The sequence below is a fragment of the Streptomyces sp. NPDC014734 genome (assembly GCF_043083325.1).
Taxonomy (GTDB): domain Bacteria; phylum Actinomycetota; class Actinomycetes; order Streptomycetales; family Streptomycetaceae; genus Streptomyces.
The window spans coordinates 44648-65830 of sequence record NZ_JBIBYN010000024.1 but is presented as its reverse complement, the minus strand read 5'-3'; the positions used below and the strand labels follow the sequence as shown (position 1 = coordinate 65830).

Genomic DNA, 21183 nt, shown 5'->3' with positions numbered 1-21183 from the left:
GCCGTCGCCGTTCGCGCGCCCACGACGGACCCGCCCGACCGCCCCGGCGACCCGCCCCGTCCACCCTTCCGCCCGTCCGCCGATCGGTCGATCCGTCCATCCGCCCATCGCCCATCCGTCCATCCGTCCATCCGTTCGAAAATCCCCTCCCTCCTCCAACTGCCGCCCGATATCCTTGTCCTGACGGTGTGACAGATCGGAGTGCGCGGCAACACTGGGGGGGCTGTGGACAGAGAGCTGTACGGGCGCGACGCCATCTTCGGCGCCGACGGGCTCGCCGCGCGCCTGACCGGCCTCACCCCCCACGGCTCCGCCCCGGTCGGCTACGAGCACCGCGACGACCCGCCGGTCGTCGTGCTGACCGGCGGGCGCGGCATGGGCAAGACGGCCGTGCTGAAGCAGCTGCGCCATCTCTACCGGGAGATCACCCCGGCCGCCCTCGTCGACTGCGAGGCAGTCGCGCCGCCGACGGACCCGGGGCCCGGCTGGACCCCGGTCACCGGGGCGCTGCCAGAGCTCGCCACCCAGCTGACGACGCGGGTGCGGGCCGCCCGGCCGGTGCGGTTCCCCCGGTTGAGCCTGGGGCTCGTCGCCGTCGCCTCGATCTCCTGGACCCGGGAGGACGAGACGCGGGCGCAGCGCGACCTCCAGGCGCTCGGCCCGGTGCTGGCGACCGTCGGCAGCCGCGGCGACGTGGCGACGGGCTGGGTGACCAAGGTGCTGACGAAGCTGGCCGCCGGGGTCTTCGACTCGGTGGCCCCGCTGGCCGGGCTGGTCGCGGAGGCCACTGTGGAAACGGTGCTGGAGGAATCGTTCAGCCGGTTCCAGCGCCGCTCGGCGGACTGGTACGGAAGCTATCCGCACGCGGGCGGCAACGGGCGGATCGGTCTGCGGCAGCTCGCGGTCGACTTCGAGCGCGGCGGCGACCTGCGGCGCCGGGCCGAGGACCATCTGGTGCTGGCGCTGGTCGCCGACCTGGTGCACGCCTACCAGGGGCTGTCGCTGGGGGCCAGGCGCGGGCGCCCGGTGCTGCTGCTGGACAACGCGCACACCGAGCTGGGACGGCGGCTCGTCGAACCGGTGCTGCGGCAGCGGGCCGCCGGGGCACGGGACCGGATCGTCGTGTTCGCCTCGTCCCGGGTGCGCGGCCACGAGGGCCTGACCCACGCCGTGCGCAGGCGGCTGCCCGAGGTGGCGCACGGTTCGCACTGGGTGCGCGGCTCGGAGGTGTCGTCGGGGATCCTCGCGGTGGAGCTGACGGCGCTGGGCCCGGCGGACGTGCGGGCGGCGTTCGACCGGCACGATCCGGTGGGCCGCGCCCCGGCCGGACTGGCGCGCGGGGTGCACCGGCTGACGGGCGGGCGCCCGCTGGGCGTGGCGCTGCTGGCGCAGGCGGCGGGCGAGGCGTTGGAGCGGGGGGCGGCGGGTGCGGCGCCGGGGCGTGGCGGGGGTGCGCCGGAACCGGGGGCGCTGCTGGGCCACGCGGTGGAGCTGCGCGAGGACCGGCCGCCGGTGCGGGTCGCGGACGAACTGCTGGCGAGGCTGGTGCCGGGACAGCGGCTCGACGTGCTGAGTGTGCTGGCCGCCGCTCATGGCGAGGAGTCGGCTCGGGTGCTGGCGACGGCCCGGCTGCGCGGCCGGTCGCCGGAGGGCGATGTGGCGCTGCGGGTGCGGGACGCGCTGCTGGCGCAGGACTGGCCGGTCGGCCCCGAGTTCTTCGTCGGCGACCCGTTGCTGCGGTCGCTGCTGCTGCACCGGCTGCGGTTCGGGGACGACGACCACCCGCACTACGCGGTGTGGCGCGCGGTGCACGAGACACTGCGCTCGGCGTACGCGCCCGGGGGCCACTGCCCGAGCGTTCCGCACCGACTGCACCAGGAACTGGTGCTGGGCGGGGCGCGGGGCTGCGTGACGCATCTGCGGGAGCGGTTCACGGACCCGGACGTGACGGGCTGGCTCGATGTGCTGCGGTTCGTCGCCTCGGCGCCCTACCCGCACGGGCCCGGTCGTTCCGGTCCCGATCCGCGGCGGGCGGTGGCACTCGGCCAGGAGTCGGCCGGGACGTTGCCGGACGCCGAGACGGGGCTCGCCGGGCTCGGCGAGCGGGCGGTGGAGCTCCAGTTGCGGCTGCGGCGGCTGCTGCACGCCGTGTGGCTGCTGTCCGATCCACTGGTTCTGCCGGACGAAGAGGTGATCGAGAAGATGGCGCACGAACTGCGACAGCTGTCCGGGCGGCATCCGTCGGGCAACAGCGTGCTGTGGGACGCTGCCTCGCACTGGCCGCGGGACGTACGGGCCTGGCGTCCGCTGTCCATGCCGCCGGGAACACCCGGGGCACCGGGCCGCGTGGCCGGCCCGGCCGCGGGTGGCGGGCCCCGGCGGGGGGACGGTGGTCCGGATGCGTAATCCACTGCGGTACCGCCTCTGGTACACGGCACGGCAGAAGGTCGTCACGTCCGTGGTGGTGGGCGCCCTGGTCGTCACGTCCGGCTGGTACGGCGTCACCCGGCTCACCGCCCCCGAGGACCGCTCCTGCGCGCCGGGCGTCGAACGTCCGCAGGGCAGCGACGAGTGCGTGGGGGTCTCCGGGGACGGCTACGACTTCGGACGTCCGAAGCTGACCGAGGTCGCCGCCGCCATCGCCCGGGAGAACGCCACGCTGAAGGCGGGCCGGTACGCGACGGTCGCGCTGCTGCTGCCGCTGACATCGGCGGACGAGGAGATGCAGACGAAGATGCAGCGCGAGCTGCAGGGCGCGTTCGCCGAGCAGTACCGGGCCAACCATCTGTCGAACGACCAGGTCCCGAAGATCCGGCTGGTGCTCGCCAATACGGGGAACAACAACGTGCTGTGGCAGCCGACGGTGGCCCGGCTGAAGGGGATGACCGGGGCGCCGGACCATCTGCGGGCGGTGTCGGGGGTCGCGACCAGCAGTACGCAGGTCAAGGAGGCGGTACGGGAGCTGACCGCCGCGCACATCGCGGTCGTCGGGACCACGATCACCGCCGACGACATCGCCAACGGCCCGGACGGCGACCCCTTCCCGGGGCTGGCGCGGGTGTCGCCGACCAACCGGGACGAGGCGCAGGCGCTGGCCCACTTCGGCCGGGTGAAGGCGGAGAAGGCGCTGCTGGTGCAGGACACCCGTACCGGGGACCACTACACGGACACGCTGCGGGCGGCGTTCGCCCTGCTGGTCAGGGGCACCCGGTACGAACCCGCGCTGTTCACCTCGCGCAAGGACCCGAACGACGAGGGCACCACGGCCAACGCGTTCCGGGACATCACGCACCTCATCTGCGACACGGACGCGGACACGGTGTTCTTCGCCGGACGCCACACCCAGCTGCGGCAGTTCATCAACGCGCTCGGGTCCCGGGGCTGCCAGGGCCGCTCGTTCACGATCCTCACCGGTGACGAGGGCTCGTACCTCGGCATCGACAAGAAGCTGGACCGGGGTGCGCTGCGCCGCGGGGTGACGGTCCGCTACGCCTCGCTGGCGCATCCGGACACCTGGGTCGCGGCGGGCGGGAAGGCCGCGGCGGCGACGGGTGGTTCCGCGGCGGACTACCAGGGTCTGCTGGATCTGCTGACCGACCTGCGGAAGAAGCCCGCGGGCCCGATCGGCCCGATCGGTCACGACCAGCTGACGGACGGGCAGATCATCATCGCGCACGACGCGATGTCGTTGGCGGTGCACGGCATCCGGCAGGCGACCCCGGCGGAGGGCGACCGGCTGCCCGCGCCCGAGGACGTGGGGGAGCAGTGGCCCAGGGTGAAGGGCTCGCTGCGGGTGTCGGGGGCCAGTGGCTGGATCTGCCTGGACAACCACGGGAACCCGTACAACAAGGCGGTGCCGGTGGTGGAGCTGGCGCCGGAGGACGCCCGTCAGCGGTTCGTGGCGATCGCCTGGCCGGAGGGCGGGCCGCCGGACCCGAAGTGCCTGCCGCCGGCCTCCGCACAGTGATCCGCCGTGACCCGCGGTGAGCCGCCCGGCCCGGCTGTTCACCGCGGGGCGCGGCTCGCCGCGTCATGGCCCGGTGCCGGCCGCGTACTCCTCGCGCAGGGCCGCCCACCGCACCGGGGTCCAACGCGACCAGTCGGCGGGGTGGCCGTCGAGCGCGTCGACGAGGTGGTGGAAGTGGTCGTGCCAGCCGGCGAGGCAGTCGAGGCGCAACGCGTCGTCGCCCCGGATCTCGTTGGTGAAGCGGAGCAGCACGTGGTCGCCGCGCGGTGGCTCCAGGTGGAAGCGGATCCGGCCGTGGACCCCTTCGAGGGTGTATTCGGCGACCCGCTCGACGTCCCAGGCGGTGACGGTGCCGGGCGCGACCGTGGCGTTCCCGTCCCGGTCGGTGTTCAGCCAGCGCAGTGTGACGGCGCCGCCGACGCGTGGTTCGAACGGGTCGGCGGCGGCGAGCCAGCCGGGCAGCCCCTCGGCACTGGCGACGGCCGCCCACACCCGGGGGACGGGGTGGGGCAGCCGCAGGGTGAACCGCAGGACGTGCCGGTCGCCGTGGGACTCGCTGGTGCCGTGCTCGATGACGGGCGTCGTCGCGTCGTTCATGGTTCCAGCCTGGCCCGGTGGCGCCCGGCCCGCACCCGTACGGGTGCGCGGCGGCCCGTGTCCGTAGCGGGACGGACACGGGCCGCGAGAGTGACCGGAATCGGTCAGACGCCGGCGTAGGAGTGCTTGCCGGTGACGAAGATGTTCACGCCGTAGTAGTTGAAGAGCCAGCAGCCGAAGGCGATCAGGGCCAGGTAGGCGGCCTTGCGGCCCTTCCAGCCTGCGGTGGCGCGGGCGTGCAGGTAGCAGGCGTAGGCGACCCAGGTGATGAAGGACCAGACCTCCTTGGGGTCCCAGCCCCAGTAGCGGCCCCACGCGTCGCCCGCCCAGATGGCGCCCGCGATGATCGTGAACGTCCACAGCGGGAAGACCGCCGCGTTGACGCGGTACGAGAACTTGTCGAGCGACGAGGCGGCGGGCAGCCGGGAGAGCACGGAACGGGCGAACGTCCCGGGCGTCCCGCCGTTCGCGAGCTTGTTCTCGTAGCTGTCGCGGAAGAGGTAGAGCAGGGTGGCGACCGCGCCGAGGTAGAAGACGGCACCGCAGAGGATGGCGGTGGAGACGTGGATCCACAGCCAGTACGAGTGCAGCGCGGGAACCAGCTGGTCGCTGGAGGTGTAGAGCACCGTGGTCGCGATGCCGAGGTCCAGCAGGACGGTGGTGACCAGGAGCAGCCCCATCCAGCGGACGTTCTTCTTCAGCGCGAGGAAGATCAGGTACGCGCCGACCGCCACCGTGGAGAAGGTGATGGAGAACTCGTACATGTTGCCCCAGGGGGCGCGCTGCACGGACAGCGCGCGGGCGAGGACACCGCCCGCCTGCACGAGGAAGGCGACCACGGTCAGGGAGACCGCGATCCGTCCGTAGAGGTCGCCCTTGAACGTGCCGCCGGCCGCGCCGGGACCGTCCGGGACGTCGCGGGAGCCCGCCGCGGCACGCGTGATGATCTTCGGGCGGTCGAGCACGGCGGTGCCGCCGCCCTGCTGGGCGGCCCGCACCTGCACCGCGGGACCGGCGCTCCCGGTCTCGCTCAGCGCGGCGGCGGTGCGGCCGACCTTGCTGCGACTGCCGAACACCCATTCCGCGATGTGCGCGAAGAAGGCAAGGGTGTAGACGGCCATCGCCGAATAGATCAGCACATTGCTGGTGTGCGCCAGGTTCTCGTTGGTTGCGGCGGCGAGATTCACTTCTCAGCCCCTTCGGCAGGTTCTTCGGAGGTGTCTACGACAGTGTCGGAGCCGGAATCGGAGCCGGTGTCGCTCCCCGGGCCGGAGCCCGTGCCGGTCCCGGGGCCGGGGTCGAGGTCCGTCCCGGGGCCGGGGTCGGGATCCGTCCCGGGGCCGGAATCCGTTCCGGTTCCGGTCTCCGGACGGTCGGGCGCGGTGGGTGCCAGGTCGTGGAGGGTGTGCGCGAGGCCGGCGAGTTCCTCGGGGAGCTTGGCGGACTCGCTGCGGCCGAGGCCCGCCATCTCGACGACGGTGACACCGTCCGTACCGCGCACGACCCGCACCCAGACCCGGCGCCGCTGGATGAACAGCGAGCCCGCGAGCCCGGCGATCGCGGCGACGGCGCCGCCGAGGGCCCAGCCGCTGGCGGGCTGCTCGGAGATCTGGAAGCTCGCCCACTCCTCGACGCCCTCGAAGGTGATCGAAGCGGACCCGTCCGGCAGCTTCATGGTGTCGCCGACCGCCAGGCGCTGCTTGAGCGGTTCCTTGCCGTCCATGAACGGCTTCATCTTGCGCTTGTCCAGCTGGTACACGTTCTGCGCGAGTCCGGAGTCGGGCCCGAGGTAGCCGTAGAAGCCGTTGAGGGCGAGCACCGGCATCTCGGCGGCCGGGAACTGGGAGAACATCGTGCCCTTGCCGTCGCCCGCGAACGTCGGCACGAAGAACGCCTGGAAGCCGAGCTGGGTCTTCTTGCCGCTCTTGTTCCGGTAGCCGTCCAGGACCTTGATGGCCCCGGTCGAGGTGACGTTGTTGTCGATGGGCAGCAGCGGCACGGCGTTGCGGTAGACCTCCTTGCCGGAGGCGTCCTTGACGGAGACGACGGGCGCGTAGCCGTGCGCGTTCAGGTAGACCTTGGTGCCGTCGACGACGAGGGGCTCGTTGACCCGGATGACGGTCTTCCGCGGCTTGCCGTAGGCCCCCTTCGAGTACGTCACATGGGCTTCGTACGTCCGGGCCGTCCCGCGCTGGGGGCCGCTGCGCTCGTACGTGCCGACGAACTTGTCGAGGGTGAAGCTGAACGGGGCCAGCGAGTCGTAGTCGAAGAGCGAACCGGACTTGAAGTCGTCGTACTGGATCAGCGTGTTGGAGAAGCCGTCGCCCTGGACGATCAGCTTGCCGCCCTCGGACTTGAAGAGCTGCCCGAACGCGAACGCCACCAGCATCACGATCAGCGCGATGTGGAAGATCAGGTTCCCTGCCTCGCGCAGATAGCCCTTCTCCGCGGCGACCGCGTCCCCGGCGATGTGTGCGCGGTAGCGGCGCCCGCGCATCATGGCCAGCGCGGCCTCGCGGACCTGCTCAGGCTCGGCGTCCGTGCGCCAGGTGGTGTACGCGGGCAGCCGGGTGAGCCGCCTGGGAGCACCCGGCGGACGGCTGCGCAACTGGCCGATGAACTGGCCGGTGCGCGGCACGATGCAGCCGATGAGCGAGACGAACAGCAGGATGTAGATCGCGGAGAACCACACCGAGCTGTAGACGTCGAAGAACTGGAGCTTCTCGTAGATCGGCGAGACGGTGGTGTGGGCTTCCTTGAAGGTCTGCACCTTCAGCTCGTCCACGCTGTTCTGCGGGATCAGCGAGCCGGGGATGGCGCCGAGCGACAGCAGGAAGAGCAGGATCAGCGCGACCCGCATCGAGGTGAGCTGCCGCCAGAACCAGCGGGCCCAGCCGATGACGCCCATGCCCGGCGGGTTCGCCGAGATCTCCTCGCGGGGAGCGGTGGAGAGCTGCGCCCCGGCCGCGCCGATCTCACCGGCCTCCTCGGGCGGGCCGCCGCCGTGGTTCTCCTCCGCGCGCTCGTCGGCCGCGTTGGTCGTGGTGTTGCTCATGGAACCTCAGATCCCCACCGTGAAACCGGCGGACCAGCCTTGCATCTCCTGCATCATGCTGTCCCACAGACCGGTCAGCAGAAGAAGACCGGTCACGATCATCATCGCGCCACCGATCCGCATGACCCATGCGTAGTGACGCTTGACCCAGCCGAACGCGCCGAGCGCCTTGCGGAAGGCGACGGCGGCGAGCACGAAGGGCAGCCCCAGCCCGAGGCAGTACGCGACGGACAGAATCGCTCCCCGCCCGGCGGTCCCCTGGTCGAAGGCGAGCGCGCTGACGGAGGAGAGCGTCGGGCCGAGGCACGGCGTCCAGCCGATGCCGAAGAGGGCACCCAGCAGGGGCGCCCCGGCCAGTCCGCTCACCGGCCGCTTGTGGATGCGGAATTCCCGCTGGGTCATCCAGGGCATCAGGCCCATGAAGAAGATCCCCATCAGGACCATGATCCCGCCGAGGACCTTGGAGAGGATCCCGCTGTACTCCTGGAGGTTCTGCCCGAAGTAGCCGAAGAGCGCGCCGCCGGAGACGAACACGGCGGTGAAGCCGAGGACGAACAGCGAGGCGCCCGTGACCATGCGCCCGCGCCGGGCCTGGGCCAGGTCGGTGCCGCTGACGCCGGTGACGTACGAGAGGTAGCCGGGCACCAGCGGCAGGACGCACGGCGAGAAGAACGAGACGAGCCCGCCGAGCACCGCGATGGGCAGGGCAACGAGCAGCGCCCCGCTCATCACGGTCTCGTTCTGCCCGGTCAGCGCGGCGAGTTCGTTCTGCCCGGTCAGTGCGGCGAGGGTGAGCACGGGGTCACTTCTCCGCGATCAACGGGTCGATCATCTTGTGCAGCTTGTCGGAGTCGAGCGCGGTCATCGAACGCGCGGCGATCTTCCCCTCGCGGTCCAGGACCACGGTCGACGGGATCGTCTGCGGGCGCAGCGTGCCCTTCGGGAAGCGGAGCATCAGCTTGCCGGCCGGGTCGTAGAAGCTCGGGTACGGGACGCCGTAGTCCTTCTCGAAGCTGATCGCGGGGCCCTTCTTGGGGTCCCGCGTGTTGATCCCGACGAACTGGACGCCCTTGTCCTTCGTCTCCTTCGCCACTCTGGAGAAGTACTGGGCCTCCAGCCGGCAGGGACCGCACCACGATCCCCACGCGTTCAGCACGACGACCTTGCCCTTGAACGCGGAGACGTCGAGCTGCTTGCCGTCGAGGGTCTCCCCGTCGAGCTTGGGTGCGGCCTTGCGGTCCGCCTTGTCCACGGTGGTGATGCCGTCACTTCCCGTGACGAAGTTGGTGTTGCCGCCACCGCCGACCTTGTCGTCGCTCCCGCCGCAGGCGCTCAGTGCAAGTGCGAGCGTGACAGTCGCTGCGGGGACGGCGAGCAGGGTGAAACGGCGTCGAGGTACCCGGCCATAGCTCATGTGAAAAGTTTCGCATGGCACCTTCGGCGATCTCGGGCACCCCCCTCCGTGCCCGTATCGCCCCTTGTCAGGCTTTTTTAAAGAAGGCGTTCCAGCCGCCTTCGGGCGCCTGCCCGACTCCCAGCGAGCGGAGCTTGTCGAGGACGGCCGGGGTCTGGACGTCGAGCCAGTCGACGAACTGCTTGAAGGAGACGAGCCGCACATCCGGCTTCCCGGCGATTTTCTTGAGCGTTTCCTCGACCGCGTCCATGTAGATGCCTCCGTTCCACTCCTCGAAGTGGTTCCCGATGTAGAACGGGGCGCGATTGGTCGTGTAGGCCCGGTCGAATCCGGAGAGGTACGACTTGGTCGCCTGCTCACGCCAGCCCGGGTAGCGCGAGGGCATTCCCTTGGTCGAATTCTGCGACTGGTTGGCGAGTATGTTGTAGTCCATCGAGAGGACCTCGAAGCTGTGCCCGGGGAAGGGCATGGCCTGCAACGGCAGATCCCAGACCCCCTGCCGCTTCTGGGGCCACACCTGGGTCCCGCCGGGCGAACTGGCGTCGTAGCGCCAGCCCATCTTCTTGGCCGTGGGCAGCAGGTTGTCCTGACCGAGCAGGCAGGGAGTGCGCCCGCCGACCAGTTCCTTCCGGTAGTCGAAGGGAAGCGGGTCGATATCGGTCCAGCCGCTGTTGGTGCGCCATTCGGTGACGAAGGAGATCGCCTGGTCGATTTCGCTCTGCCACTGGGCGGGGGTCCAGTTCGCGACCGAACCGGAACCGGCGCAGAAATGCCCGTTGAAGTGGGTGCCGATCTCATGTCCGTCGAACCACGCCTGACGGACGTTCTTCATCGTCTCCTTGATGTGGTCATCGGTGAGATAACCGATGTCGGAGGCGCCGACCGGGTTGTTCGGCGGCCGGTACAGGGATTGCTTCGACTCGGGCAGCAGATAGAGCCCGGAGAGGAAGAAGGTCATCGCCGCGTCATGGTTCTTGGCGAGCTCCAGAAAACGCGGAAAGAGCCCGTTGCCGACCTCGCCCGCCCCGTCCCAGGAAAAGATCACGAACTGCGGCGGCGTCTGCCCGGGTTCGAGCGGGACCGGCGCCTTCGGCTGGTGCGGCTGCTTCCCCGTGTCGGCGGTGGAACCGTCACCGATCAGCCGGACGTCCTTCTTCGCGGGTCCGGTCCCCCGGGTGCGCCCGTCGGCGCTCTTCTCCCCGCCACCCGCCCCGGGCCCGTCCGTACCGGAGGTACTGCAGCCCGCCAGGCCAATGGCCGCCGCGGCCCCGAGCCCGGCTCCGAGCAAGCCCCTCCGGCTGATCTCGCGCATATCTGCCCCATCTGCGGTCGTTTTGCCTCAAGTCCATACAAACTGGCGAAGGTTTAGATGGCGGAATCAACACGAGGGTTCCGCGATTTAGCACAAAGTTCTATGGACCACCAGGCCCGGGATGTGGTCGAACTCATGCCCCAATCCCGGTGCATCGCTGCGGGTGCCCCGGCTCGGGCATCTCAAACGGGGCACCGTCGCGGCGAGGGCGGGGCATCTCGAACGGGGCACCGCCGCTGCGAGGCCGGGCACCTCATAACGCGGCGGGGCGGGACCCGAGCCCTCCCGGCCCCGGTCCCGCCCCGCCTACCGCCTGTCGTACTCGGGGACACATGCCCCGGCTCGGCTTGTCCTCTATGGTCAGGCGCCGAACGCCTTCGACTTCCCCTTCACCGGCTTCGCACCGGCCCGCAGGTGCACCGGCACCAGGTCCCGCGCCGGCTCGGAGTACCCGACCGACACGATCTTGTCGCCCTGGTAGGTGAAGCTGGTCAGCGACGCGAGCGTGCACTGGCGCCTGCGCGGGTCGTGCCACAGCCGTCGGCGCTCCACGAAGCTCCGCACGATCCAGATCGGCAGCTGATGACTGACGCAGACCGCCTCGTGCCCGCGCGCCGCGTCCCGCGCGGCGTCCAGCGCCCGCATCATCCGTACGACCTGCTCGATGTACGGCTCGCCCCACGACGGCCGGAACGGATTCGTCAGGTGCTTCCAGTTGTCCGGCTTGCGCAGCGCCCCGTCGCCGACGCCGAAGGTCTTGCCCTCGAAGACGTTGGCGGCCTCGATGAGCCGTTCGTCGGTGGCCGTCTCCAGACCGTGCGACGCGGCGATCGGCGCCGCCGTCTCCTGCGCGCGCTCCAGCGGGGAGGCCACGACATGGGTGATGTCGCGTCCCTCCAGGTGCTCGGCGACCCGGTCGGCCATCTTCCGGCCGAGCTCGGAGAGGTGGTATCCGGGGCGGCGCCCGTACAGCACGCCCTCCGGGTTGTGCACCTCTCCGTGCCGCATCAGGTGGACGACGGTGACGTCCCGGTCCCGCTCGTTCCGGTCCTGCTCGTTCCGGTCCTGCTCGTCCCGGCTCTGCTCGTTCCGGTCCTGCTCGTCCCGGCTCTGCTCGGTCATGCGGTGGCCTCCGATGCGGCGCGGGCGGCGGCGGGCAGGGCGGCGGCGATGCGCTCGACGGCCTGCGTGTCGTGGGCGGTGGAGACGAACCACGACTCGAAGGCGGACGGCGGCAGGTAGACGCCCTGCGACAGCAGCGAGTGGAAGAAGGCGGTGAAGCGGAAGGCTTCCTGCTGCTTGGCGTCCTCGTAGTTCCGCACCGGCCGGTCGGTGAAGAAGACGGAGAACATGTTGCTCGCGGCCTGCACGGTGTGCGCGACGCCCTCCTTGGTGAGCGCGTCGCCGACAAGGCCGCGGATCTCCGCGGAGACCGCGTCGACCTTCGCGTACGCCGCGTCGTCCAGCAGCTGCAGCTGGGCGAGCCCGGCGGCGGTCGCGATCGGGTTCCCGGAGAGGGTGCCCGCCTGGTAGACGGGGCCGGCCGGGGCGAGGTGGGCCATCACGTCCGCCCGGCCGCCGAAGGCCGCGGCCGGGAAGCCGCCGCCCATGACCTTGCCGAACGTCATCAGGTCGGGCCGAACCCCGTCGACGCCGAACCAGCCGGCCTTCGAGGTGCGGAAGCCGGTCATGACCTCGTCGGAGATGTAGAGGGCGCCGTTCGCGGCGCAGGCCTCCTTGAGCCCGGCGTTGAAACCGTCCAGCGGCGGCACGACACCCATGTTGCCCGGCGACGCCTCGGTGATCACGCAGGCGATCTCACCGGGGTGCGCGGCGAACGCCGCCCGCACCGCGTCCAGGTCGTTGTACGGCAGCACGATCGTGTCGCCGGCCTGCGCACCGGTGACCCCCGGGGTGTCCGGGAGCCCGAAGGTGGCGACCCCGGAACCGGCGGCGGCGAGCAGCGCGTCGACGTGGCCGTGGTAGCAGCCTGCGAACTTCACCACCTTGGCACGGCCGGTGAAACCGCGGGCGAGACGGATCGCGGACATGGTCGCCTCGGTGCCGGACGACACCAGCCGTACCTGCTCCACGGGCTCGACCCGGGCGACGATCTCCTCGGCGAGCGCGACCTCGCCCTCGCCCGGCGTACCGAACGAGGTGCCGCGCGCGACTGCCTCCTGCACCGCGGCGATCACCTCGGGGTGGGAGTGACCGAGAATCATCGGCCCCCACGAGCACACGAGGTCGACGTACTCACGACCGTCGGCATCCGTGAGGTACGGACCGCTGCCGGACACCATGAAACGGGGCGTACCGCCCACGGCCCGGAAGGCACGCACGGGAGAGTTCACGCCACCGGGCGTCACGAGGGACGCGCGGTCGAAGAGCGTCTGCGAAACGGGGGCTTGATATGAATACGCCACTTTGGTCCTGATCTGCGATTCGGGGGTCGGCGGGCCGGGCCGGAAATCTTGGCCGCGGTGAGCGGGGAACGTGTTCTCCTCGTGTGAGGGAAGGGCTCAGCCCCCTCGCGTCTGCGAAACTGGGGCGTGATGGGGAAGGCTCACACAAGCCATGGTGTCAGAGGCGCGGACGGTCTTGCGGACAGGTGTTTCACCACACGCCCGCGGGGGAGGTCACTGACACGATGATCGGGTTGCACGGCGGGGCTGTGTCTCCTAAGTAGTAGTCGGGTGGATGAAATATGCATCGCGGTGGCGGAGTGGGCGAAGGGACCGACGACCTGGGGCCCGAACCTGCCCGGCGGGGTCGGCACCGGCGGCGTGAGGAGGGGCGCGGCCGGGCCGCGCGGCCCGAGGGTGCACAGGCTGACGAAGCCGGAAGCAGGAGTGGTGGCCGGGTGGGGGTGACATACAAGTACTTCGGCGCCCCGGACGGGGCGACCGCGGCGCGGGTGCCGATCTCGATGCGTCCCGAGGAGCTCGGGGGCGACGAGCTGGGCATGGGCGGCATGTTCACCAAGATCAAGCCGGAGACGGTGGCGGCGATGGTCCTCACCGGCATCCAGGGCATACCCCTGCACCGGGTTCCCCCGCTGGAGCTGGTGGTGCTCCACCCCGACTACGCGGTGGTCAAGCTCCCGATGACGGTCGTCGACCCGCTGCGCGACGTCGGCGAGGAGTCGGTGGGCGCCGCGGCCTTCATCTGGTCGACGGTCCCCGACCGGGGCGGACCGCGCGACGCGTTCAACGTCTACCGACTGCTGCACGAGTGGCAGGACTTCAGCCACCGCCTGCATGACGCGGGACATCAGGCGTACTGCCTGGTGTGGCCCTGATCCCCTGGCCGGAGGCGCGTTCCCGGCCACGACCGGGAACGCCGACGAGCCGGTGCAGTCGCCCGGCATGTGGCACCCGGGAGCCGGGGGGAAGATCCAGCCATCGGGCCGTCCCGGGCGCGACCACGTGGGTGTGGCCGTCCAGGACGATCCGGACCGCCGTGTGGTGCGAGTCCGGTACGGCGATCCGGATGCGCCCCACCCGGATGCGCAACTCCACGTCCCAGTGGCGGCGGAACCGGACGCGCACGCCGAACTTCGAGAGCTGGGGCAGTGGGGCGGGGTCGAGCCACAGGGCGTCGTCCCGGGTCTCCAGTCCGGTCATCCCCCGCTGCACGAAGTCGAGGGTGCCCGCCATGGCCCCCAGGTGAATGCCTTCCTCGGTGGTGCCGCCCTGGATGTCGGCGACATCGCCGAGCAGTGCCTCCTCGCAGTACGCCCACGCCTCGTCGCGGCGTGCCCGGGCCAGCACCCAGGCGTGGACGAGTGAACTGAGCGTGGACCCGTGGCTGGTGCGCGCGAGGTAGTGGTCGACGGTGGCCCGCCAGAGGTCGTCGTCCAGCGGCTGCCCCAGCCGCCGGAAGAGTCCGGCCAGTTCCTCGGGCGAGAAGAGGTAGCCGAGCATGAGCACATCGGCCTGCTTGGACGCCTGGTACCGGTTGACGGTGTCGTCCTCCGCCTCCAGGATCCGGTCCAGCCGACGGATGTCCCCGTATCGCTTCCGGTATCCCTCCCAGTCCAGCTCGGCGAGTTCTCCGTATCCGGCGAACTGGCTGATGACGCCCCGGTGGTACGGCACGTGCAGGCGGCGGGAGATGTCCTCCCAGCGTTCCGGTTCGTCGTGTTCGAGCCCGATCCGGTCGAGCAGACGGCCGCGGCGGCCCGCGGAGAGGTCGCGGTACAGCTCGGCCGAACGCGTCAGGACCCAGGCAGCCGTCACGTTCGTGTACGTGTTGTCGTCGAGGCCCGCCACCGCGCTGTCCGGGTAGGCGTCGTGGTACTCGTCCGGGCCGACCACGCCGCGGATGCGATATCTGGCGAGTCCGTCGTCCCATGCGGCGCAGGACGCCCAGAACCTGGCGATCTGCATCAGCATCTCCGCGCCCCTGGAGTGCAGGTACTCGGTGTCGCCGGTGGCCTGGCAGTACTGCCACACGTTGTACGCGACGGCCGAGCCGACGTGGTGCTGGAGCCGGGAGTGGTCGGGGAGCCAGCGCCCGGAGTGCGGGTTGAGGTGGAGTTCCTGGGTCTCCTCGCGCCCCGTGTCGGCGCTCTGCCAGGGATACATCGCCCCGGCCCGGCCCGCCTCGCGCGCCGCCCGGCAGGCGGCGGGCAGCCGCCGGTGACGGTAGTCGAGCAGGCCCCGGGAGACCTCCGGGAGGTGCAGGTTCAGGAACGGCAGCACGAACAGCTCGTCCCAGAAGACATGGCCCCGGTACGCCTCGCCGTGCAGTCCTCTGGCCGGAACCCCCGCGTCGAGTTCGGCGGTGTGCGGGGAGAGCGTCTGGAGCAGGTGGAAGAGGTGCAGCCGCAGGATGCGCCCCGCCTCACCGGGTACCTCCAGCCGGACCTGCCCCCACAGATCGGCCCAGGCCAGCCGGTGCGAGTCCAGCAGCCGTGGGAAGTCCGGGGCCCTTCGGACCTCGGCCACCGCGGCCCGCATCGGGCTGCCGATCGCCGCATCGCGTGTGGTGTGGAGGGCCACCGTCTTGTCCACGACGGCATCGGCCCCGGGTCCGAGCGGCAGCATCAGTCGTCGATGGACCGCCTTCGCCGCCCGCCGGACATACGGGACGGGAGGCGTGTCGGGGCCCGGGCCGGCTCCCGGGGCATCGGGCATGACGGGGGCCGGGTCGGCTCCCGGGACGCAGGACATGACGGCACCCGGGCCGGCTCCCGGAGCGGGGGCGGTGGCGGTGGCGGTGGCGGTGGCGGTGCAGGGAACCGGTCGCCGTGCCCGCTCCCCGTCCCCGGGGCCGTCCCCATGCCCGGGCCCGGCCCGGATGCGGGCCGCCAGGGCGATCCCGATCTCCGACTCCACCGTGTGGCACCTCAGCGACAGCACACCGTCCTCCCCCCTGCCCGTCACCCATCCGGTGAGGTGCCGGTCGGCCAGATCCCGGTACCGCGCGACTCCGGAATTGCGGACATCGCCGTCGATCCCGGCCTCCACCTCGACGACACCCGTCCATCCCCGGGCCCGGAACACCGTGCGTACGGCGGCGAGGTGCGGATCGCCCATGTGCACCAGGCGGCACTCCTCCACGTCCAGTCGTCGGCCCGCCCCGTCCTCGTACACGGACCGGCTGGTCAGGGTGGCGCCGCGCAGGTCGAGCGACCGGGAGTGCTCCACGAGCTGCTCGTGGTCCGGGGCGAGCCACGGACCCGGTGCGGCACCCCCGGGGCGGATGCGGTAGCGCAGCGGCAGCCAGTTGGGCAGGTTGACCAGGTCCTCGTTCTCCACCGTGCGGCCCCGCACGGTGGACGTCAGCCGGTTGTAGCAGCCCGCCGCGTAGGTGCCGGGGTAGTGCGCGGGCCCCTCGGGCCTCTCGGCCGCTGCGCCACGGGTGGCGAAGTAGCCGTTGCCGAGCGTGCACAGCGCCTCGCGGAGCCGTTCCTCCCGCGGGTCGTACCCCTCGTACGACCAGGTCCACAGGTGGTTCATCGGTCGCCCCCGGGAGACGTGCGAACGGTCGTCAGAAGGTCCCCGGGGTCCGACACCACGAGGTCGGCACCGTGTCGGCGCAGGGCGGCGGCATTGTCGGGGCCGCCCGCGCGATTCACGCCGATCACGAGTCCGAAGCCGCCGCGCCGACCGGCCTCGACCCCTGCCAGCGCGTCCTCCAACACGGCCGTGTCCCCGACCGGGGCCCGCAGCCGCCGCGCCGCTTCGACGAAGAGCGCCGGGTCCGGCTTTCCCGGCAGCCGCAGCCGACTCGCCTCGTTCCCGTCGACGACGGCGTCGAACCTGTCGATGAGCCCCGCCCTCGTCAGCAGCTCCGTCGCGTGCCGGGACGCGGAGACTGCGGCGCACGGAATCCCCCGCCCGCGCAGCGCGTCGAGCAGCCGGACCGTGCCCGGCCAGACGCGGACCGGTTCGGTGCGCAGGGCCTGCGTGAACAGTTCGTCCTTGCGGGCGGCGACCGCCCACACCGTCGAGGTGCCCGGCGGATCGTCGGGGCTTCCTTCCGGCAGGTCCAGGCCCCGCGAGGCCAGGAACGCCGCGGCCCCGTCCCTTCGTGACCTGCCGTCGACGTGGCGCAGATAGTCGTCCACGGCGTCGAAGGGCGGTTGTCCCCCGACACTCGCCAGATACGCGTCGAACGCCTTCTTCCACGCCGCGGCGTGGCTCCCGGCGGAGTCGGTGATCACTCCGTCGGTGTCGAGGACGACGGCCCGTACGGAGCGCAGGCCCGACGGCGGGGACGGTACGGCTGCCATGAGCGGGCGGTCCCTTCGTCGGGGGGCTTCTCCCATGGCACCACGGTTCCGGTGCACGGGCACGGCGTGGTCCGGGAGGAGGCCCGGTACGGCGTGCGCCGGGAGGGGCCGGGACCGAACGGGACCGGGGCGAGAAGGTTTGGGTGCGAAAAGGTTTGGACGGGAAAGCGTTCCGGAGCGTGGAGGCGCGCGGGGCGTGGGACAGTGCAAACAGAGGGAACGGACAAAGAGCCCATACCACCCACTCGGCATGTGTTGCATGCTGAGAAGACCAGCGACCGTTCCGGATATCCGGGAGTCCCGATGCCCAGGTCACTCGACGACACGACACTGACCGACCTCGTCGCCGATGCCACTGCCGCCCCGTCCATGCACAATGCCCAGCCGTGGCAGTTCCTCTACACCCGCGCGGGCCGGACCCTCACCCTTCTCGCGGACCTCGACCGCGCGATGCCCGAGGCCGATCCGGCCACCCGCGCGCTGCACGTGGGCTGCGGCGCGGCCCTGCTCAACCTGCGGGTTTCCGCCGCCCACCACGGCCTGGACGCGGTCACCACGCTCCTGCCCGACCCGTCCGCGCCCGCGGTACTGGCCACTGTCCGGCTCGGCGTCCACACCGACGCCCATCCGGCCCAGGCTCCGGCTTCCGCGTCACCCGCTCCCGCTCCCGCGAACGAAGCACATGGGCACGAACCGCATGGGCACGAACCGCATGAGGACCAAGCGCATGAGAACCAAGCGCATGAGAGCGAAGGGCACGAGAACGAAGGGCTCGCCGCGCTCCACCCCGCGATCCGGGAACGGCACACCAGCCGCTACCCCTTCGACGACCAACCGGTCCCGAACGACGTCCGTGCGCTCCTCTCCGAGGCCGCCCGCGTCGAGGGGGCGGCCTTCGCCTTCCTGGCCTCGCCTCATCTGGAGACCGTTCTGGACCTGATCCGGGACGCCGAGGGATACGACCGCAGCGACCCGGGACGGGAGGCGGAGCAGCGCCACTGGATCCGGGACACGAGGACCGACGCGCCCGTCGACGGAATCCCGGACTATGCCCTGGGCCCCCAGGACGCCTCGGAGCGAGGCACCAACCGTGACTTCGCGGGAACCGGCGTACTGCCCGGCCGGACACGCCTCATGTTCGAGGAACGGCCGCAACTGGCCCTGCTGACCACACCGGGCGACCACTCCCTCGACTGGCTGCGTGCCGGTCAGGCTCTTGAACGTGTACTGCTCGTGGCCACGCTCCACGACGTGTCCACGTCCTTCGCGACCCAGCCCGTCGAATGGCCGGACCTGCGCTGGCTCCTGCGCGACCCGGTCTTCGGCACGGGACACGCGCAGATGATCGTCCGTCTGGGATACGGACCCAAGGGGCCGCACACACCGCGCCGCCCCATGCACCAGGTACTGACGATCGAACCGTAGAAGTGAGAGGGGCCGGAAGGCGGTGGGAGCGATGCGACTCCCCGTAGTCGTCGGGGTGGACGGATCGGAGGGAAGCTTCCGCGCCCTGGACTGGGCCGCGACGGAAGCGTCACGCTCCCGGCTGCCCCTGCGCGTCGTGCACGCCTCGCTCTGGGAACGCTACGAGGGCCTGCACCCCGCCGACGCCGAGCGGCCCACCGAGGAGGTGCTGGCCGAGCATCTCGTCGCCGAGGCCCGGGACCGTGCGCGTCGGCTCGGCCCCGAGGTGACGGTGACGGCCGACGTCCAGCCCGAGGATCCGGTGGCCTCGCTCGTCGGGGAGAGCCACGAGGCGGCCATGGTGGTCGTCGGCTCCCGCGGCCACGGCCGGATCGCCGGAATGCTCGTGGGGTCCGTCAGCCTGGCGCTCGCCAACCGCTCGCACTGCCCGGTCGTGGTGGTGCCGGCCCGGGAGCCGAGCACACCACCGCGGTCCGGCCGCGTCGTCGTCGGTGTCAGCGACGCCGCGACGCCGACGCCCGCCACCGTCTTCGCGCTCGCCCGGGCGGCGGCCCGCCACGGTGAACTCGTCGCCGTACGGGCCTGGCGCTCCCCCGCCCACGAGGCCATGAGCCATCCGCTGCTCGCAGGATCACCCGCGACCGCCCACCACCGGCAGGCCGAGGAACACCTCGAAGACGTACTGGCGCAACTGGACCGGAACGCCTCCTCCGGCGTCGTGATCCACCGGTCCGTGGTGAGGGGGCCGACGCACCAGAAGCTGATCGAGGCAGCGGCGGACGCGGAACTCCTCGTCGTCGGCACCGGCCGGTCCCGCGGCCGACACGGGCACCACCTGGGCCCGGTGAACCACGCGATGCTGCACTACGCGCCCTGCCCGGTCGCCGTCGTCCCCGACACGTACGACGCCTGATCCCCGAACCCGGCTACCCCGCCCCACCGCCCACCGCATCCGCCGCCGACCCGGGATCGAGCCCGTCGGCATCGGGGTAGGTGCCGGAATCGAGATCGGAGTCGGAGTCGGAGTCGGAATTGGAATTGGAATTGGAATCGAGGTCGGAGTCGGGATCGTACGAGTGCGACCACCAGTGCGCATACGTCGGCGAGACGCCCGACGGTTCGGGCTCGGGCGCGGGCGGCGCGAAGGGCCCCGCCCGCGCCGTCATGAGGATCATCGCCACGGCCACGAACAGCACGGTCAGCACGATCAGCGCGAGCCCGACCGGATTCCGGGCGTTGTAGACGTAGCGACTTGTTCCCCATTTGCTCCGTACGAAGACTGGCTCCTGGTCACGGTCCACGAACGGGATGCTACGTGGTACCTGGCGCGAGGGAACGCCGGTCTGCGAGGCCCGGACCCGGAGCATCGGCGTTCACGGGGCTTCTGGGCCACGACCACCGGAACCCGCTACGCGTATCGATGTCAGACCCCGGCCATACGGTTCTTCTCGTACCGGCGCACAGCTGTACGTACGAGGGGAGGACCGGCCCATGGCCGACGTCGCCGCACGTCCTGCCGCCACGCTCGCCGCACCGCTGGGCCGTGAGCGAAGCCTCCGACGGAACCGACGGCGTAACCGACGGCGCTGCGAACCCACTTCGGAGAGCGGCAGCCCGTCACGAACCGCTCGAACCCGCGCGCCGAGGCGGTCCGGCGCTTGAGGAAACACGCGACCGCCCGATCCCGTACCCCGCGTTCCCCCGGCACCGAGGTCGACACGGCGGGCCCCCGGCGTGACACGAGAGGCATCGTCGACGCCCCGGAACTCTTCGCACAGGTGCGTTTCCGCCGCCGCGAGCCCGCCCCCGTGCTGCGGCCCTACCTGGAGCACTACTGGCTCATCGACTGGGACCTCACGCAGCCGTACGCCTCCCACCTGGTGCCGCATCCGTCCGTGAACCTCGTCTTCCAGCGGTACGAGGCGTGTCCGGCGACCGTGCACGGCACCGGGTTCGCGGAGGTCTCGGGCATCGGCCTGGAACTCTTCACGCAGAAGCTGGAGGGCCGGGGCCGGGTCTGCGGCGTACAGTTCCGGCCCGGCGGATTCCGTCCGTTCGCCCCGGACTGGCCGGTCTCCGCGTGGACCGGCCGACGGCTTCCCGCCGACGAGGTGTTCGCCCCGCCCGCGCAGCCCTCGGCCGTCCTGGACCCGGGCGACGAGGACGCCCGGATCGCGGCGCTCGACGCCTACCTGCTGGCGCTCGGCCCGGATCCGGACCCTCAGGCGGACCGCGCGATGGCCCTGGTCGATCTCGTGCGCACGGACCGTACGCTGCGCCGGGTCGACGAACTCGCCCGCGCGGAAGGGCTGTCGCCCCGCTCGCTGCAACGGCTCTTCGCCACGTATGTCGGTGTGGGCCCCAAGTGGGTCATCCTCCGCTACCGCATCCACGAGGCCCTGGAGCGCGCCGAGGCGGACCCGGAAGTGAACTGGGCGGCGCTCGCCGCCGAACTCGGATACAGCGACCAGGCCCACCTGATCAGGGATTTCACCGCGACGGTCGGCGTCTCCCCCACAGCCTTCGCCCCGCACTGACCACGAACCCGCAGGACGCGTGCGCCGACTCGACCGGGCACGGGCGGCTCGCGGGACGGAAGGGCACGCCCCTCGCACGCGCCCGCTCCCGGTGGGGCGAACAGGGCCACATGACCGGCCCTCCGGCGCCGAAT

Annotated in this window: 17 protein-coding genes; 6 read left to right on the top strand and 11 right to left on the bottom strand. The window is 71.3% G+C overall.

Going from position 1 to position 21183, the window contains the following annotated elements:
* The first annotated feature begins 225 nt into the window (after positions 1 to 225).
* Together ACF1CT_RS30305 and ACF1CT_RS30300 are read left to right on the top strand one after the other, a co-directional pair.
* Positions 226 to 2406, top strand: coding sequence for a hypothetical protein (locus tag ACF1CT_RS30305; protein ID WP_391787173.1), 2181 nt, complete (start codon positions 226 to 228; stop codon positions 2404 to 2406).
* Complete coding sequence (locus tag ACF1CT_RS30300) at positions 2399 to 3967, top strand: hypothetical protein (protein ID WP_391787172.1); 1569 nt, start codon at positions 2399 to 2401, stop codon at positions 3965 to 3967. The genes ACF1CT_RS30305 and ACF1CT_RS30300 overlap by 8 nt, the downstream gene beginning before the upstream one ends.
* Before the next feature lie 63 nt (positions 3968 to 4030).
* Here ACF1CT_RS30300 and ACF1CT_RS30295 read toward each other — a convergent pair whose 3' ends face one another.
* The 8 genes from ACF1CT_RS30295 to hemL form a co-directional block, all read right to left on the bottom strand.
* Positions 4031 to 4564, bottom strand: coding sequence for an SRPBCC domain-containing protein (locus tag ACF1CT_RS30295; RefSeq protein ID WP_391787171.1), 534 nt, complete (start codon positions 4562 to 4564; stop codon positions 4031 to 4033).
* A gap of 104 nt (positions 4565 to 4668) precedes the next feature.
* Positions 4669 to 5751, bottom strand: coding sequence for a c-type cytochrome biogenesis protein CcsB (ccsB, locus tag ACF1CT_RS30290; RefSeq protein WP_391787170.1), 1083 nt, complete (start codon positions 5749 to 5751; stop codon positions 4669 to 4671).
* Entirely contained in the window at positions 5748 to 7619 is a 1872-nt protein-coding gene (locus ACF1CT_RS30285; protein WP_391787169.1) for a cytochrome c biogenesis protein ResB, read from the bottom strand. Before ACF1CT_RS30285 ends, ccsB begins: the two co-directional genes overlap by 4 nt.
* A 6-nt stretch (positions 7620 to 7625) precedes the next feature.
* A complete protein-coding gene (locus ACF1CT_RS30280; RefSeq protein WP_391787239.1) occupies positions 7626 to 8348 on the bottom strand; it encodes a cytochrome c biogenesis CcdA family protein in 723 nt (240 codons plus the stop codon).
* A gap of 73 nt (positions 8349 to 8421) precedes the next feature.
* Positions 8422 to 9033, bottom strand: a complete 612-nt coding sequence (locus ACF1CT_RS30275) for a TlpA family protein disulfide reductase (protein ID WP_391787168.1) — start codon at positions 9031 to 9033, stop codon at positions 8422 to 8424.
* Positions 9034 to 9100: 67 nt separating this feature from the next.
* Positions 9101 to 10345 (bottom strand): hypothetical protein, encoded by a 1245-nt coding sequence (locus ACF1CT_RS30270; RefSeq protein ID WP_391787167.1) that lies wholly within the window; start codon positions 10343 to 10345, stop codon positions 9101 to 9103.
* Between the two features lie 360 nt (positions 10346 to 10705).
* Complete coding sequence (locus tag ACF1CT_RS30265) at positions 10706 to 11353, bottom strand: histidine phosphatase family protein (RefSeq protein ID WP_391787238.1); 648 nt, start codon at positions 11351 to 11353, stop codon at positions 10706 to 10708.
* Between the two features lie 110 nt (positions 11354 to 11463).
* Positions 11464 to 12771, bottom strand: coding sequence for a glutamate-1-semialdehyde 2,1-aminomutase (hemL, locus tag ACF1CT_RS30260; protein WP_391787166.1), 1308 nt, complete (start codon positions 12769 to 12771; stop codon positions 11464 to 11466).
* A 281-nt stretch (positions 12772 to 13052) separates the two neighbouring features.
* Here hemL and ACF1CT_RS30255 point away from each other — a divergent pair, with 281 nt between their 5' ends.
* Positions 13053 to 13646 (top strand): hypothetical protein, encoded by a 594-nt coding sequence (locus ACF1CT_RS30255; protein WP_391787165.1) that lies wholly within the window; start codon positions 13053 to 13055, stop codon positions 13644 to 13646.
* On the opposite strand, the gene ACF1CT_RS30250 is transcribed toward ACF1CT_RS30255, so the two are convergent.
* Positions 13591 to 16311 (bottom strand): glycoside hydrolase family 65 protein, encoded by a 2721-nt coding sequence (locus ACF1CT_RS30250; protein WP_391787164.1) that lies wholly within the window; start codon positions 16309 to 16311, stop codon positions 13591 to 13593. The two genes, ACF1CT_RS30255 and ACF1CT_RS30250, sit on opposite strands and share 56 nt — an antisense overlap.
* Positions 16308 to 17087 carry an HAD family hydrolase gene (locus ACF1CT_RS30245; RefSeq protein WP_391787163.1) on the bottom strand — a complete coding sequence of 260 codons (780 nt, stop codon included), beginning with the start codon at positions 17085 to 17087 and terminating at the stop codon, positions 16308 to 16310. The genes ACF1CT_RS30250 and ACF1CT_RS30245 overlap by 4 nt, the downstream gene beginning before the upstream one ends.
* Before the next feature lie 303 nt (positions 17088 to 17390).
* On the opposite strand from ACF1CT_RS30245, the gene ACF1CT_RS30240 reads away from it, so the two are divergent.
* Both ACF1CT_RS30240 and ACF1CT_RS30235 read left to right on the top strand, forming a co-directional pair.
* Positions 17391 to 18512, top strand: coding sequence for an Acg family FMN-binding oxidoreductase (locus ACF1CT_RS30240; RefSeq protein ID WP_391787162.1), 1122 nt, complete (start codon positions 17391 to 17393; stop codon positions 18510 to 18512).
* Between the two features lie 31 nt (positions 18513 to 18543).
* Positions 18544 to 19425, top strand: coding sequence for a universal stress protein (locus ACF1CT_RS30235; RefSeq protein ID WP_391787161.1), 882 nt, complete (start codon positions 18544 to 18546; stop codon positions 19423 to 19425).
* 13 nt (positions 19426 to 19438) lie between these two features.
* Here the strand turns inward: ACF1CT_RS30235 and ACF1CT_RS30230 are convergent, their stop codons facing one another.
* Positions 19439 to 19813 (bottom strand): hypothetical protein, encoded by a 375-nt coding sequence (locus ACF1CT_RS30230; RefSeq protein WP_391787160.1) that lies wholly within the window; start codon positions 19811 to 19813, stop codon positions 19439 to 19441.
* Between the two features lie 447 nt (positions 19814 to 20260).
* Here ACF1CT_RS30230 and ACF1CT_RS30225 point away from each other — a divergent pair, with 447 nt between their 5' ends.
* Positions 20261 to 21049, top strand: a complete 789-nt coding sequence (locus tag ACF1CT_RS30225) for a DUF6597 domain-containing transcriptional factor (protein ID WP_391787237.1) — start codon at positions 20261 to 20263, stop codon at positions 21047 to 21049.
* Positions 21050 to 21183 lie beyond the last annotated feature (134 nt).